The 14,452-nt window shown below is 60.0% G+C and carries 15 protein-coding genes, 2 tRNA genes and 1 pseudogene; 7 read left to right on the top strand and 11 right to left on the bottom strand.

Annotated features, from left to right (window positions below):
• The first annotated feature begins 41 nt into the window (after positions 1-41).
• Positions 42-794, top strand: coding sequence for a hypothetical protein (locus LC343_RS21775; protein ID WP_223479287.1), 753 nt, complete (start codon positions 42-44; stop codon positions 792-794).
• Positions 795-797: 3 nt separating this feature from the next.
• Here LC343_RS21775 and LC343_RS21770 read toward each other — a convergent pair whose 3' ends face one another.
• The 3 genes from LC343_RS21770 to LC343_RS21760 all read right to left on the bottom strand — a co-directional run bounded on the left by LC343_RS21770 (position 798) and on the right by LC343_RS21760 (position 2,812).
• Positions 798-1,010 carry a DUF3126 family protein gene (locus LC343_RS21770; protein ID WP_223479286.1) on the bottom strand — a complete coding sequence of 71 codons (213 nt, stop codon included), beginning with the start codon at positions 1,008-1,010 and terminating at the stop codon, positions 798-800.
• Positions 1,011-1,132: 122 nt separating this feature from the next.
• On the bottom strand, positions 1,133-1,954 hold the full coding sequence (gene cysE / locus LC343_RS21765; RefSeq protein WP_223479285.1) for a serine O-acetyltransferase: 822 nt from the start codon (positions 1,952-1,954) through the stop codon (positions 1,133-1,135).
• A 102-nt stretch (positions 1,955-2,056) separates the two neighbouring features.
• Positions 2,057-2,812, bottom strand: a complete 756-nt coding sequence (locus LC343_RS21760) for an alpha/beta fold hydrolase (RefSeq protein WP_223479284.1) — start codon at positions 2,810-2,812, stop codon at positions 2,057-2,059.
• Positions 2,813-2,941: 129 nt separating this feature from the next.
• Between LC343_RS21760 and LC343_RS21755 the strand changes: the two genes are divergently transcribed.
• Together LC343_RS21755 and LC343_RS21750 are read left to right on the top strand one after the other, a co-directional pair.
• A complete protein-coding gene (locus LC343_RS21755) occupies positions 2,942-3,190 on the top strand; it encodes a zinc-finger domain-containing protein (protein ID WP_223479283.1) in 249 nt (82 codons plus the stop codon).
• 33 nt (positions 3,191-3,223) lie between these two features.
• Positions 3,224-4,399, top strand: a complete 1,176-nt coding sequence (locus tag LC343_RS21750; protein WP_223479282.1) for an FAD-dependent monooxygenase — start codon at positions 3,224-3,226, stop codon at positions 4,397-4,399.
• Between the two features lie 48 nt (positions 4,400-4,447).
• On the opposite strand, the gene LC343_RS21745 is transcribed toward LC343_RS21750, so the two are convergent.
• From LC343_RS21745 to LC343_RS21725, 5 genes are all read right to left on the bottom strand, one after another.
• Positions 4,448-5,251 carry an amino acid ABC transporter ATP-binding protein gene (locus tag LC343_RS21745; protein WP_274385068.1) on the bottom strand — a complete coding sequence of 268 codons (804 nt, stop codon included), beginning with the start codon at positions 5,249-5,251 and terminating at the stop codon, positions 4,448-4,450.
• 12 nt (positions 5,252-5,263) lie between these two features.
• Complete coding sequence (locus LC343_RS21740) at positions 5,264-6,601, bottom strand: amino acid ABC transporter permease (protein ID WP_223479281.1); 1,338 nt, start codon at positions 6,599-6,601, stop codon at positions 5,264-5,266.
• Positions 6,602-6,605: 4 nt separating this feature from the next.
• Positions 6,606-7,811 carry an amino acid ABC transporter permease gene (locus LC343_RS21735; protein WP_223479280.1) on the bottom strand — a complete coding sequence of 402 codons (1,206 nt, stop codon included), beginning with the start codon at positions 7,809-7,811 and terminating at the stop codon, positions 6,606-6,608.
• A gap of 144 nt (positions 7,812-7,955) precedes the next feature.
• Positions 7,956-8,975: an amino acid ABC transporter substrate-binding protein gene (locus LC343_RS21730; protein ID WP_223479279.1), complete on the bottom strand. Its 1,020-nt coding sequence runs from the start codon at positions 8,973-8,975 to the stop codon at positions 7,956-7,958.
• A gap of 227 nt (positions 8,976-9,202) precedes the next feature.
• Complete coding sequence (locus LC343_RS21725; protein ID WP_223479278.1) at positions 9,203-10,024, bottom strand: phosphatase PAP2 family protein; 822 nt, start codon at positions 10,022-10,024, stop codon at positions 9,203-9,205.
• Between the two features lie 104 nt (positions 10,025-10,128).
• Here LC343_RS21725 and LC343_RS21720 point away from each other — a divergent pair, with 104 nt between their 5' ends.
• From LC343_RS21720 to LC343_RS21710, 3 genes are all read left to right on the top strand, one after another.
• Complete coding sequence (locus LC343_RS21720; RefSeq protein ID WP_223479277.1) at positions 10,129-11,298, top strand: cystathionine beta-lyase; 1,170 nt, start codon at positions 10,129-10,131, stop codon at positions 11,296-11,298.
• Positions 11,299-11,459: 161 nt separating this feature from the next.
• Entirely contained in the window at positions 11,460-11,681 is a 222-nt protein-coding gene (locus LC343_RS21715) for a hypothetical protein (RefSeq protein ID WP_223479276.1), read from the top strand.
• A 144-nt stretch (positions 11,682-11,825) separates the two neighbouring features.
• On the top strand, positions 11,826-13,100 hold the full coding sequence (locus LC343_RS21710; RefSeq protein WP_223479275.1) for a hypothetical protein: 1,275 nt from the start codon (positions 11,826-11,828) through the stop codon (positions 13,098-13,100).
• A 54-nt stretch (positions 13,101-13,154) separates the two neighbouring features.
• Here the strand turns inward: LC343_RS21710 and LC343_RS21705 are convergent.
• Positions 13,155-13,231 (bottom strand) — tRNA-Arg (locus LC343_RS21705).
• A gap of 44 nt (positions 13,232-13,275) precedes the next feature.
• Between LC343_RS21705 and LC343_RS21700 the strand changes: the two are divergent.
• Positions 13,276-13,454: pseudogene (locus LC343_RS21700) on the top strand (integrase core domain-containing protein); the annotation flags it as partial.
• 62 nt (positions 13,455-13,516) lie between these two features.
• Here the strand turns inward: LC343_RS21700 and LC343_RS21695 are convergent.
• Together LC343_RS21695 and LC343_RS21690 are read right to left on the bottom strand one after the other, a co-directional pair.
• Positions 13,517-14,344, bottom strand: a complete 828-nt coding sequence (locus tag LC343_RS21695) for an FkbM family methyltransferase (RefSeq protein WP_223479274.1) — start codon at positions 14,342-14,344, stop codon at positions 13,517-13,519.
• 25 nt (positions 14,345-14,369) lie between these two features.
• A tRNA-Arg gene (locus LC343_RS21690) sits at positions 14,370-14,446 on the bottom strand.
• Positions 14,447-14,452 lie beyond the last annotated feature (6 nt).

Raw genomic sequence — 14,452 nt, 5'->3', positions numbered from 1 at the left:
GCCAGAAAAGTTGTGCCAAATCGGGCCACACGGGAAGTGCGATGTCAGCGATAACGGTAAGCGACGACGAACAATACGATATCCGCAAGGGCCTGCCGGTCCTCGCCTTTCGCCTGTTTGTCGCCTTCGGCATTCTGGCCCTTCTTTCCGTCGCCATCCTGATCGCGGGCAAGCTTTACGGCCGGTCCCTCGTTCATGCCGGCCACACGCTCTCGACCCAGCGTTTCGAGGTCGTCATCGGCAACGACGCGATCTCGGTTCCCGCCAATATGATCCGCATCCGGGACCAGCGTCGGCCCGGGCTGGCAAAACGCCTTGATCTCTACATTCACTGGCCGACGATGTCGGGATTCAACGACGGGCTTGCCAGGGCGTTCAACGACATCGATCCGGAAACCAACTCGATCGTGTTCGTTTCGCTGACCCCGCGCATGACAAGCACGGACATGGCCGGCCGGTTCGACACGGTCTACCGGAATGTCATGGACGGGCCGGTGACCGATTTGGGCAACGGTCTGAAACGCGCATTGCTGGCGCGTGAGCACGGCTATATCGACGAGTTCATCGTCTTTTCCGAAGCCGACCCGGAAACGGGCCGCCGATTCGTCGCGCGGTGCCAGGAGGCGGACGCGACCGCGCAAACGATCGTCGCGCCCTGCGATACCGATATCCAGATTGGTGAAACGCTCAATGCGGAATTGCGTTTTCCGATGCGGCTGCTCGACGACTGGAGCCGGATGAATGCCGCGCTTCCGGAATTCCTGGCCGGCCTGCTGAAGGCCGCCCGCAGCTAGAAATCAGTCTTCAAGATCGAAATCGAGAATCGACATGGATAGGTCGTAGGAAACCTCGCCCTCGTCCTCGATACGCGTCACGATCCCGAGAAACTCGTCCCCCACATAAAGCTCCGCAGAATCGGCGATGCGCGGACGCGGCTTCACTGCAAGCTGTTCGTTTCCGAGGGTCTTGCGGAAAAAACGCGTGAGTTTCGTAAGTTCTTCGGATGTCACGTGTGAGCTCCTGGCTGGTTGTCGCGCTGCGAGGCGCTGGCGGCAACGCAAAACACGAATTGGGGTGCAGGCGCAAGTCTCGCGCCCGCTCATTCACCGACCATCGTTGCGGTGCGCGATCGTTAGTCTGACTCGAGGAGCTGATCCATAGCGCGGGACGGTTCGCTGCAACCCGCATCGCCGACGACCCGCGCCGGAACGCCGGCAACGGTCTTGCATGGCGGGACATCCTTCAAGACGACCGACCCGGCGGCAACCTTGCTGTTGTTGCCGACCTTGATATTGCCGAGGATCTTCGATCCCGCGCCGATCAGGACGCCGTCGCCGATCTTGGGATGCCTGTCGCTGCCCTCCTTGCCGGTGCCGCCCAGCGTCACCGAGTGGAGAATCGAGACATTGTCCCCGATGACCGCCGTTTCGCCGACGACAAGCCCTGTCGCGTGGTCGAGGAAGATCCCCTTCCCGACCCGCGCAACCGGATTGATGTCGGTCTGGAAAACCGCCGAGGAGCGGCTTTGAAGGTAGAGCGCGAAATCGAGGCGGCCCTGCTTGTAGAGCCAATGCGCCAGCCGGTGCGTCTGGAGTGCGTGGAAGCCCTTGAAATAAAGCAGCGGCTCCAGGAAACGCGTGCATGCCGGATCGCGGTCATACACAGCCTGCATGTCGACGCGAAGAACCTCGCTCCAGGACGGGTCGTACGCCAGCATGTCGCGGAAGGACTGGCGCAGAAGATCGGCGCTGATGTCGGCATGATCCAGCCGCTCGGAGATACGGTGAATGACCGCTTCCTCTAGGGATGGCTGGTTGAGCACCGTCGACAGCATGAACGCGCCAAGCGCCCGATCGTTGGCGATGGCGGCCTCGGCATCCTGGCGCACGGCGAACCAGATCGGATCGACAGCCTGAAGCTGCGCCGGAGAGGTCGATTTTCTTTGCTGCGGCATGAGGGCCTCCGTCAGCTTTCCTTTGAGGGTGGAAGATAGCCTATCGGCTACGTGAGTTAAACGAATTCGGTTCAACTCTTCGTCAATGAAACTGAAGCGCGGTTAATGGGCACCGAAAAAGTCCAGCGTCGCCTGCTTGTAGACGCGGTCTCCGACAGCCAGCATATGATCGCGTCCCGGAATATCGACAACCGTCGCATCGGGCAGCAAATCGGCGAGTTCGCTCGCGGAGCCCGCGATATCATCCTTCGTTCCGACCGCGATCAGCGCCGGCGTGGAGATCTCGCGGACCTGTTCCGGCGTCAGTTTCTTGCGTGAACTCTCGATACAGGCCGCGAGCGCGATCCGGTCGCTTCCGGTCTGGTCTGCAAAGGTGCGGAAGGCGCGCCCGCGTTCCTGGGTCACCTCGTCTATCGATGGCGCGAGCAAGGCTTCGGCGATGCCCTCCCATCCGCCAACCCCGTGGACCATGCCAATTCCGAGGCCGCCGAATACGACGGAACGGACCCTTTCAGGCGCGGCAAGCGACATGAACGCACCGATGCGCGCGCCCATGGAATATCCCATCACATGAGCCCTGCCGATTTCGAGGTGATCGAGAAGCGCGATGGCGTCCGCCGCCATCTTTTCCGGGACATAGGCCTCTGTCTCATGCGGCTTGTCGCTTTCGCCGTGGCCGCGATTGTCGATCGCGATGACCCTGTAACCGGCCCCGCCGAGCGTTTTTACCCAGCCCGGTCCGATCCAGTTCACGGTCTTGTTCGACGCGAATCCGTGAATGAGGAGCACAGGATCGCCGGACGGCTCGCCTTCATCGAAATAAGCGAAGTCCAATTGGTCGTGGCGAAAGCGAGGCATGTCAGTTTCCGGTTTTCGGTTGAAATGGCGGGTATTTTGCAGAGGGACTGGCTACCAATTCCATCTTCGAGACGCTAGTGTGCACTGCGACAACGGCAATACAGATAGTCACGGATTACAGGACTTACCATGGCAGGTCACGCAACGCCCCATTTCCAGAACGACGCCGGACACGCCAAGATCGAAATCGGCGTCAAGGAGTTCATGTGCGTCGGCGCCAAGCCGCCTTTCGACCATCCGCATGTCTTTCTCGACATGGGCGATGAAAGCGAGAAGGTTTGCCCCTATTGCTCGACGCTTTATATCCACAACCCGTCGCTCGGCGCCGAGGAGACTGTTCCTGCCGGTTGCGCCTACGAGACACGAGACGCCGCCTGATCGATATCACCCGGCAGAAGCCAGGTTTCCCAATTGACTGAAGAAAGCCATATCCTGATCGCCGGGGCCGGCATTGCCGGCCTCACGGCTGCGTTGACCCTTGCGCGGCATGGACTCGAAGTGACAATCGCCGAGGCGTTCGACCGGCCTTCGGAAGTGGGTGCCGGCCTCCAGATCGCGCCGAATGCCACCCGCATTCTCCGTACGCTCGGCGTTCTGGATGCCCTCGAGGCAAAGGCGATCGCTCCGGCCTCGATTCGTCTCGGCGATGCGTCGAGCGGGCGGATCCTGCTGGACATGCCGATCACCAAGTCGTGGCTCGCGCGCATGGATGCGCCCTACCTCACCGCGCATCGCGCCCTGCTGCATGGCGTGCTTTACGACGCGGCCCGAGCGCATCCGTCGGTGACCCTGTTGACCGGCCATTCCGTCAAGGATGTGCGCGAAGGCGGAGAACGTGTCACGACCACGTTTTCGACGGCCGATGGCGAGACCGTCATCGAATCGCGGATCCTGATCGGCGCCGATGGCATCTGGTCGAAGGTCCGTGACAGCCTGATTGGCGCGGGCCGCCCCAAGCCGACCGGGCGCATCGCCTGGCGTGCGATCGGCCCCGGCACATCCGGCAAGGCGCAGGTCACGGCATGGATGGCGCCCGACAGCCATATCGTCACCTATCCGGTGCGCAACGAGGACACGCTCAACATCGTCGCCATCACCAAAGGCCGTTCGGAACCGGGCCAATGGGCGCAGGAAGCCGACCAGGAGAGTTTTGACCGGCTCATGAAGAGCGCTCGCGAACTCGAAGGCTTCGACGCGATCGAAAAAGCCAAGTGGACGGTCTGGCCGTTGAATTCGGTCGATCCGGATCGGGTCTGGCATGGCGGACGCGTGCTGCTCATCGGCGATGCGGCGCATGGCCTCGAGCCCTTCGCGGCGCAGGGCGCTGCGATGGCGATCGAGGACGGTTACACCGCGGGCCGCTGCATCGCGCAGGACGCCAACAATCCGCGCGCCGCTTTGCCGCGCTATACGGCCCTTCGGCGCGAGCGCGTGCGCGAGGTCGCAAAGCGTACCGCGTTCAACCGCTGGGTCTATCACCAGAGCGGTCCAGGCCGCCTCGCCCGGAATCTGTATTTTTCCATGCGGCCGGCGGCATCCTTCATCACCGATCTCGAATGGCTGTACGGCTACCGCATTCCGGAATGAAAAAGGCCGGCTTGACGCCGGCCTCTTCACAGAACATCCAAAATTCGCCTAGTGCAGGATCTGGCTGAGGAACAGCTTGGTCCGCTCGTGCTGCGGGTTGTCGAAGAACTCGTCCGGGCTGTTCTGCTCGACGATCTGGCCCTGGTCCATGAAGATCACGCGGTTGGCGACCTGGCGCGCAAAGCCCATTTCGTGGGTGACGCAGAGCATGGTCATGCCTTCCTCGGCGAGGCCGACCATCGTGTCGAGCACTTCCTTGATCATCTCCGGGTCGAGCGCGGACGTCGGCTCGTCGAACAGCATGATGCGCGGGTTCATGCACAGCGAACGGGCGATGGCCACGCGCTGCTGCTGACCGCCTGAAAGCTGGCCGGGATATTTGTTCGCCTGTTCGGGAATCTTGACGCGCTCGAGGAAGTGCATGGCGCGCTCATCGGCTTCCTTCTTCGGCATCTTGCGCACCCAGATCGGCGCCAGTGTGCAGTTTTCCAGAATCGTCAGATGCGGGAACAGGTTGAAGTGCTGGAACACCATGCCGACCTCGCGGCGCACCTCGTCGATCTTCTTGAGATCGTTGGTCAGTTCGTTGCCATCGACGATGATCTGACCCTTCTGGTGCTCTTCCAGCCGGTTGATGCAGCGGATCATCGTCGATTTGCCGGAGCCCGACGGGCCGGCGATGACGATGCGTTCTCCACGCATGACCTTGAGGTTGATATCGCGCAGGACGTGGAAATCACCGTACCACTTGTGCATATCGATGATCTCGACCGCAACATCGGTTTCCGAGACCGTCATCTTGGAGCGGTCGGCTGCCCGGATTTCCTCTGCAGTTGCGTTTTCGGCTGTCATGGCGTGAGTTCCTTACCGTTTGTGGCCCGTGTCGAGCTTTCGTTCCATGAACATGGAGTATCGGGACATGCTGAAACAGAAGACCCAGTACATGATCGCCGCGAAGGCGTACCCCGTCATTGCCTGGACCGGCGAGGCCCATGTCGGGTCGGAGTAGGATGACTGGATCTGTCCGAGGAAGTCGAAGAGGCCGATGATCAGAACGAGCGTCGTGTCCTTGAACAAGCCGATAAAAGTGTTGACGATCCCCGGGATGACGAGTTTGAGCGCCTGCGGCAGGATGATCATGCGCATCATCTGGCCCCAGTTCAGGCCCAGCGCCATCGCGCCCTCATATTGCCCCTTGGGCAGCGCCTGCAGGCCGCCACGCACGACCTCCGCCATATAGGCCGAGGAGAACAGCGCCACACCGATAAGAGCACGCAGCAGCTTGTCGAAGCTGACGCCCTCGGGAAGGAACAGCGGCAACATGACCGAGGACATGAAGAGAACCGTGATCAGCGGCACGCCGCGCCAGAACTCGATGAAGACGATGGAAAAGAAGCGCACGATCGGAAGCGCCGAACGCCGCCCGAGCGCCAGCGCGATGCCGACCGGCAACGAGGCGGCGATACCGGTCACCGCGATGACCAGCGTCACAAGCAAGCCGCCCCACATTTCCGTCTCGACATGCATGAGGCCGAAGTCGAAGCCCAGGATGAAAAGCAGCACGAACAGTCCGATGAACAGCGCGGCGACGTTTTTCAGGCCGGGCAGCGGGTCCGAATCCGAGAGCTTGGCGAACGCATAGGTCACGACAAGTGCGAGAACCGCGAGAACGGCAAGCGGGATATACAGCCCGTCGACCGCGATATCGCCACCGGTCAGAAGGATGAGAGCCGCAATCGGAAACACGATCGAAAGGAAGATGATGTTTTCGCGCTTGTAAGGCACCGAAGGGATCAGCAGGCCCGCGAGTCCGCCGAAGAAGAGAACGCCGACGATGTTGACGCGCCATTGCTCGACATTCGGATAACGCCCGTAAATGAACTGGTTGGCATAATCGCCGACATAGGCCCAGCAGGCGCCGAACCATCCATTTGGCTGGATGCCGCCCTGCGCCTCGGTGGCGCAGACAGCGCGGTCTGTCCCGGTCCAGACCGCACTTCCGATCAGGAAGCTCAGGATTGGCGGGACGATAACCCAGAGAAGGTACAGGCAGAAAAGCGTCAGGATCGTGTAGGGTATCGACGAAAAGAGGCTTTCGCGAAACCATGCGACCACGCCTCTGGAACTCCCGGGCGCTTCCTGCTCCGGAAGCATTTCCCGGCGTACATAGGCGATGTCGGCGGCGGAGTGAATTTCGGCCATCGTCTTATCTCTCCACCAGCGCGACGCGGTTGTTGTACCAGTTCATGAAGAGCGAGGTCACAAGCGAGATGGTCAGATAAGTGAGCATCGTCAGCGAGATGATCTCGACCGCCTGGCCGGTCTGATTCAGGGCGGTTCCGGCAAAGACGGATGTCAGTTCCGGATAGGCAATCGCCACCGCCAGGGACGAGTTCTTCGTCAGGTTCAGATACTGGCTCGTCAGCGGCGGAATGATGATGCGCAACGCCTGGGGAATGATGACCAGCCGCAGCGTTGGTCCGTTCCGCAGGCCAAGAGCACTGGCCGCCTCGGTTTGACCCCGGTTGACCGCCAGGATTCCGGCGCGGACGATCTCCGCGATGAAGGACGCCGTGTAGGTCGAAAGCGCGACCAGCATGGCGATGTACTCCGGAATGATCGTCATGCCGCCGCTCGGACGGAAACCGCCCATTTCGGGAATGTCCCAGGTCAGCGGCGCACCAAGCGCGAGGAATGTCGCGAGGGGCAGCAGGACGATCACGCCAAGCCCGAAGAGGAAAGACGGGAATATCTGACCCGTTGCCATTTGCCGCTTATGCGCCCAGCGACCCACGCCCCATGCAATGACGCAGGCTGCGATGAATGCGTAGACGATGAAAATCCCGCCCTCGCCCCAAACCGGCTTCGGTGCGAAATAGCCGCGATTGTTAAGCAAGCCCAGCGGCCCGAAATCGAAACCCTGGCGCGGTTGCGGCAAGAGCCGCAGGACGCCGAAATACCAGATGAAGATCTGCAGCAACAGCGGGATGTTGCGGAGGGTCTCTACATAGACAGTCGCAAGCCGACTGACGAGCCAGTTCTTCGACAGACGCGCCACGCCGACGATGAAGCCGATGATCGTCGCGAAGATGATGCCGACAAAGGCAACCGCGAGGGTATTCAGCAGTCCGACGATGTAGACGCGACCGTAGGTCGAGGATGCCTGGCTGTACTCGATCAGCGACTGGCTGATCGCGAAGCCCGCATTCGTACCCAGGAAACCCCAACCCGATGCGATGCCCGCGGCACGCAGGTTGGCGTTCATGTTCGCCCATCCGGTATAGGCCAGATAGACAACCAGAATTGCCAGTATGATCTGGAAGACCCAGCCCCTGATTTCCGGATTGTTGAGAAGAGCGACCTTCGGCGCGCTCTCGCCGGAGCCATTCCCTGTTGCGTCGGTAACAGCCATTTCGATTATTCACCCGCTATGGTGACGGACATGTCATGGCAGCCAACGAGAAGTCGGTCCGCTTTCCGCGCCATCTGAAATGGCATGTCCCCACCGGAAAGAAAATCACCCGGCCGCTTGGCGGCCGGGTGAGGCTGATTTCGCTTAGCGGATCGGCGGGCCGTACATCAGGCCGCCCTTGGTCCAGAGCGCGTTCACGCCACGCGCAATGCCAAGCGGCGTATCGGGGCCGACGTTACGGTCGAAGATTTCGCCGTAATTGCCGACAGCCTTGATCACCTTGGCCGCCCAGTCATTGTCGAGGCCGATGGCAGCACCGAACTCGCCCTCGGAACCGAGGAGGCGCTTCACCGACGGATTGTCGCCAGCCATCATCTCATCGACATTGTCCATGGTGATGCCGAGTTCCTCGGCGTTCACGGTCGCGATGTGAACCCACTTGACGATGTTGAACCACTGGTCGTCACCCTGACGAACCACCGGACCAAGCGGCTCCTTGGAGATGATTTCCGGCAGGACCTTGTGCTCGCCCGGATCGGTGAGCTTGAGGCGCTGCGCGTAAAGGCCCGACGCATCCGTCGTGTAGACGTCGCAACGGCCGGCGTCGTAAGCGGCCACGACCTCATCGGCCTTTTCAAAGGCAACGAGTTCGTAGTCCATGTTGTTGGCGCGGAAGTAGTCGGCGACGTTCAGCTCGGTCGTCGTGCCGGTGTTGGTGCAGATCGACGCGCCAGACAGTTCCAGAGCGGAGTTGATCTCCATCGAGGTCCGGATCATGAAGCCCTGGCCGTCATAGTAGTTGACGCCCGCGAAATTCAGGCCGAGCTGCGTGTCGCGGCTCATGGTCCAGGTGGTGTTGCGGGAAAGAACGTCGATTTCACCGGACTGCAGCGCGGTGAAACGCTCCTTGGCCGAAAGCGGGGTGAACTTCACGGCATCGCCGTCGCCAAAGATCGCCGCGGCAATACCGCGACAAAGGTCAACGTCGAGGCCACTCCAGTTGCCGTCCGCATCGGGATTGGAGAATCCGGGCAGGCCCTGGCTCACGCCGCACTGCACGAATCCTTTCGCCTTCACGTCGTCCAGCGTCGCCGCAGATGCAGCAGCACCCGTAACTACAAGGGCCGCCGCGCCAAGCGCACTGGTCAGCATCAGTTTTTTCATTGAGTTCAACCTCTCGTTGCTCACGTTACATAAGTTGGGCACGAGCACCGGTTTTCGCCGAGATGAATATAACCCCAGCGTGGCGACGTTTTCACAAGAAACCGTCACCGATGCCTCCCTCCACACGGCAAGACAAAGGCAATTTTCCAGCACCGTCAAGGAAAAATAAAGATTTTGTGTCGCCGCGTTAGCTGGAACCACAGCGCTTTGGAGCGGCTAAAAAAGCGTCAGGCTTTCAATACGGGGAACAGGCTGTCGTCGCCAAACTGGAAAACGGCGCGTCTGCGCGCCAGCCATCGCGCCAAGACGAGCGTCAGTATCGCGGCAAAGGAAAAGCCGGCAATGACATCGGATGGATAATGAGCGCCGGCCGGAATACGCGCGCATGCGAGCAGGAACAGCAGCCCGAACGCCGGCCACCGCGCGCGCGGATGCCAAAGCATCAGGATCATCGCGAGCGATCCCGCCGTCGCCGCATGGCCGGACGGAAACCCTTGGTAAACATGATCGAACTCGAATGGCGCGAGTGCATAGACACCCACTTCGTCAGCGATCCTAGGACGAGCGCGCCCGACGAATTGCTTGATGACATTCACCAGAATGCCGGGCCCTGCCACGGAAACGAGGATAAATGCGGCCTGGCCATAGGCGGTCATGAGCGAGCGCCGTGTCGCGTGGCGGATATCACGCCAGTTCAGCATGCCGATGATCGCGACCACGATGACAGCGGAGACAATATAGACGCCGGATTTCGCGACATCGGTGATCCCGCGCAGGAATGCGAGAACGAAATTGTGCGGCGGGCCAGCAAACGGGACGAAATAGGGATCGAAGATGGCAGCGACGACCATGGCATAGATGGCCGCGAACGCGATCCAGGTCAGGCGCGGCGTCCAGACGGGCGGCATGTCCCGCGAAACCGGGCGCGAAAGCCGGGCACGCACGCGACGGCTCGTCGCCACGCCGCGGCCGAACACGGAAAGCAACGACCGCGCGGTTTCCCTTGCGGCAGTATTGTTTTTCGATTTCGGCGCTTGCTGCAAACCCATGGATGAATTTTCTGGCTGATCTTCGGTCGCGAGTAACGCCTTCCTTGTTTTCGCGCAAGAAATGCGTATCGCATCAGGCCAAACAAATACGGAGAACAGTCAGAATGAGCGACGGGAATAGCAAGAGCCAGGGGATCAACACAAAGCTTGCGCATGCGGGCTACGCGCCGCGCGACTTCCACGGCTTCGTCAATCCTCCGGTCGTCCACGCTTCGACTGTCCTCTTTCCCGACGCGCAGACCATGCGGACACGCAACCTGCGCTACACCTATGGCACGCGCGGCACGCCGACTTCGGAAGCGCTCTGCACCGCGATCGACAGTCTGGAAGGCAGCGCCGGCACGATCGCCGTTCCGTCGGGCCTGGCCGCCGTCACGGTTCCGCTGCTCGCCTTCCTGTCGGCGGGCGATCACATTCTGCTCGTCGATACGATCTATTTCCCGACGCGCCGTTTCGCCGACACGATGTTGAAGCGGCTCGGTGTCGAGGTTGAATATTACGAGCCGGAGATCGGCGCCGACATCGCGAAGCTCGTCAAGCCGAACACACGCGTGATCTTTACCGAATCGCCGGGATCGAACACCTATGAAATTCAGGACATCCCGGCGATCACCGCTGTCGCGCGTGAACACGGGATCATCACCATGCTCGACAACACCTGGGCGACGCCGCTCTTGTTCAAGCCGCTCGATCACGGTGTCGATATCTCGATCCATGCGGCCACGAAATATCCCGGCGGCCACTCGGATATCCTGCTCGGCACGGTGTCGGCGAACGAGAAATGCTGGGAGCAGCTATACAATACCTATCTCACACTTGGCACATGCGCCGGTCCGGACGACGTCTATCAGGGGCTGAGAGGCCTGCGCACCATGGGCCTGCGGCTAAAACACCACGAGGCCTCGGCGCTGGAGATCGCGCGCTGGCTGGAAGGGCGTCCGGGCGTGGTGAAGGTTCTTCATCCTGGCCTCGAAAGCCATCCGGGTCATGCGATCTTCAAACGCGATTTCAGCGGTTCGAGCGGCACGTTCTCCTTCGTTCTCGAAGGCGGCGAGGCGCAAGCCGATGCGTTCCTCGATGCGCTGCGCATTTTCGGGCTCGGCTACTCCTGGGGCGGTTATGACAGCCTTGCCGTCAATGCCAGCCTCGCGGACAGAACGGTCGCGTCGCGCGATTACGGCGGCGCGATCATGCGTTTGCATATCGGCGTTGAAGATGTCGCCGATTTGATGAGCGACATCGAGGGAGCGTTGGCGGCCGCATTGGCCGCCTGACGCCGGTCGACCCGGTTCCCGTCTTCACGTTTCTGATCCATTCATGATTGCCGGGATCACCGCGTATCCAAGGCAAATTCGGGGTTCACGGTTCCGGCTGCGGATGCAACTTCGTGCCGGCGCATGCGTTTCTTGACCAGAGACAACAAAAGGAGTCCGTCATGAGCACGCAGGATTACGCCATCGCAGAACAGGACAACGGCTGGATCTACGTCATCGAAGGCCGTTCCTCGGCCGTTTTCGCTTCGCGTGAAGAAGCCGAAGAAGCCGCTCAGTCCGCCGTGAAGAACAGGGCGGAACGAGACGATGAACTCGAACAGGGGCTGGAGGAGACGTTTCCGGCCAGCGATCCGGTCTCGGTCACCCATCCAAACAGCAATTGACGGAAACCGGGTCACGTTTTGCAGCGGAGCGCCAGGTTAATTGACCATTACGGCGCCCGATAAATTCTGCGGGAAGGTGTTAAGCCTCCCGCAGGTTCCCTAGGGTTAGTTGGTATCGATTCGACTCATCCGAAAGGGAACCTGATGCCAGCCGCCAAAACCAAGAAATCCGTCGCGCTTTTCGCCACTACCGCCCTCGCATTTTCCGCGGTTGGCGGCGTCCATTTCGACAAGGGCGGCGTCGATTTCGTCGCGAAAGCCGAGGCCAAGAGCAGCAATGCGGGCGGCAACGGAAATGGCGGCGGGAATAGTGGCAGCAACGGCAACTCCGGCGGTAACAGCGGCAAGAGCAGCAATGCCGGCGGAAACGGCAAAAGCGCGTCCGCGTCGGGCAAGACCAAGGGCAACGCAGCGTCGTCGAACGGCAACGGTTCCGGGAACGGAAAGGGACTCGGCAATCTGTTCAGCAACATCTTCGGAAAGAACAAGGTCGACACCAGCAAAACTGCTGCCATTCCGTCCAACTCCGGCAAGAAAGCGGTCGCGGCGACGAAAAAGAAAGCCGTCGTCGCCAAGGCGAAGAAGCCCCAGACCCGGAAGATCACCAATCTTGCAGAACTTCCCGTCCCGACGGCTCGCCCGATCCTCGCCAAGGAGAAGAATTTCAACGCGAAGCTCGCCGGCCTCAACTCGCTGAAGCGCAATTATCACGCTTATCTGAACGCCGCTGATCCGCGCATGGCGGGCATCCGGACCTATGTGCTTGCCTATGTGGATTACGAGAACGCGGTCGACGATCTCGCATTGGCCGAACAGCGCCTGACGGCTGCCGAAACGGCCTTGGCCACGTTGCTGACCGACACCTTCTCGTCCATCACGCCTTATGAAACAACGGCCGGTACGGCGTTCACCTATGACGGTATCAGCCTTGACGGCCTGGCAACCCGGCGCGGCGAACTCCAGACGGTGCTGGACGGGCTGTCGGACCCGGCGAGCCAGGAAGCGCTTGATCTCCAGGCGGAGATCGCCGCGATCGATTCGCTGATCGGAAGCGCGGACGCCACGATCGCGGCGAGCGCCGAAGTCGTCGAACTGGAAGCCGCTCTCGGCGACGTCACGACCCTGAATACGCAGATCGCGGGTCTCGAAGGCCAGATCACGGATGAAGAGCTGATCGCCGCCCTCCGCGCTGCCGCCAACGACAATCGTGTCGCCGAATATGGCGAAGACGCCTATGTCGACGAGGAACTTCTCGCCTGGGCGAAGACGTTGCTGGGTGTCGATGTCATCGGCGAGGACGGCACTGTCGAGGAAGACGTGATCGGCAAGATCGACGAGATACGCGATTATCTCGCCGCGCAGGCGCAAGCCCTGGATCCGGCAACCGACGATCCGATCATCGTCCCCGACGAAAGCTGATTTCCACTGGGGCGGTGTTCAGCGCCGCCCTGCCCTCTTTGAACTGATTTGAACTGGCGACCCCGGCAGGATTCGAACCTGCGACCATCGGCTTAGAAGGCCGGTGCTCTATCCAGCTGAGCTACGGGGCCGTTGTTTTGCGCTGATCATTTGCCACCATGCGCATCGCCGTCAAGCGCGCGGCCAGCCGATGCAAATCGGTTATGTCGAGAGCTTCAACGGACGGATGCGGGACAGTTCCTGAATGAAAGCCTGTTCTTCGGCATCGATCTTGCGCGCAGCGCCATCGCTGAATGGAGAGAGGGTTTCAACACCGCGAGGCCACGCTCCTCCCTCGGTTACCAGACTCCGGCCGAGGCTCTAATCGCCGCTGGATGAAAATTCAGTAGCAGGTCAAATAAATACAAAGAGCATTTTCATGTATTCTTAATGTACAGAAAGTTCACACCTAGCGCGTCCTTATAGATTGCGCTGTAGCCGAGATGAGTAAGGTGGTCATGCGTTTCCCGCACACGCCGTGCTGCAAGACGGTTGGGTTTGAGAAGTTCGTCATATTCAACACAGATTTGCAGCGGCAGTGCGTCTTTCTCTGACAATGAGTTCAGCACCTCGACCTCCGCTCCCTCAATATCGAGCTTTAAAAGTGACACTTCATCAATGTCAAATTCATCGAATAAGTCATTGTACGAAAGGGCTTTAACCTCAATAAATTCACCCTTCTGGCTGTAGTCATTCTGAAAGTCCAAAGCAGAGTGGGAAACGTGGTCTGGGTTCTTGGGCGGAAATAACTTCAGATTGCACCGCTCCGACCAAAGAGCCCTTTCCAGCAAGAGCAACTTACTTGGGTCCGCTTTGGAGAAATCCTTGATGCCGTAAAGCTCCAAGGAACCAAGCGTGCCTTGTCGCGCAGATTCGGTTATTAGCGCTATTATTTCTTTGACATGTTTAACCGCGCGCGGTGTTGGATCAACAATGATGACCTTGGCCCCGTACTTCGCAGAAAAAAGGACATCGAAAGATATATCTTCACCAGCCCCGCAGCTTACTATCGTTCCTCCTTTAAGATTTGGCTCGTCTGAAAATGTCCACCCGCCATACTCTGTTCCAAGCGTAAGGAGCGATTTAGAAGTACCCTCGACAGGAATTCTCGGGCGCTTTCCAGAAGTCTCATTGATAAAGTTGCGCACGCTGTGCTTGATAAACCTGAGGGCACGGAAAATTGCGGTAGACCGAAAATTATTCATTGTTCCCGACCCTATACGTAAAAGATGGCGACCCCGGCAGGATTCGAACCTGCGACCATCGGCTTAGAAGGCCGGTGCTCTATCCAGCTGAGCTACGGGGCCGTTGTT

It is taken from the genome of Oricola indica (genome assembly GCF_019966595.1).
GTDB classification, from domain to species: domain Bacteria; phylum Pseudomonadota; class Alphaproteobacteria; order Rhizobiales; family Rhizobiaceae; genus Oricola; species Oricola indica.
Note: the sequence above shows the minus strand (reverse complement) of the source record. Positions and strands in the feature narration are given on the sequence as shown.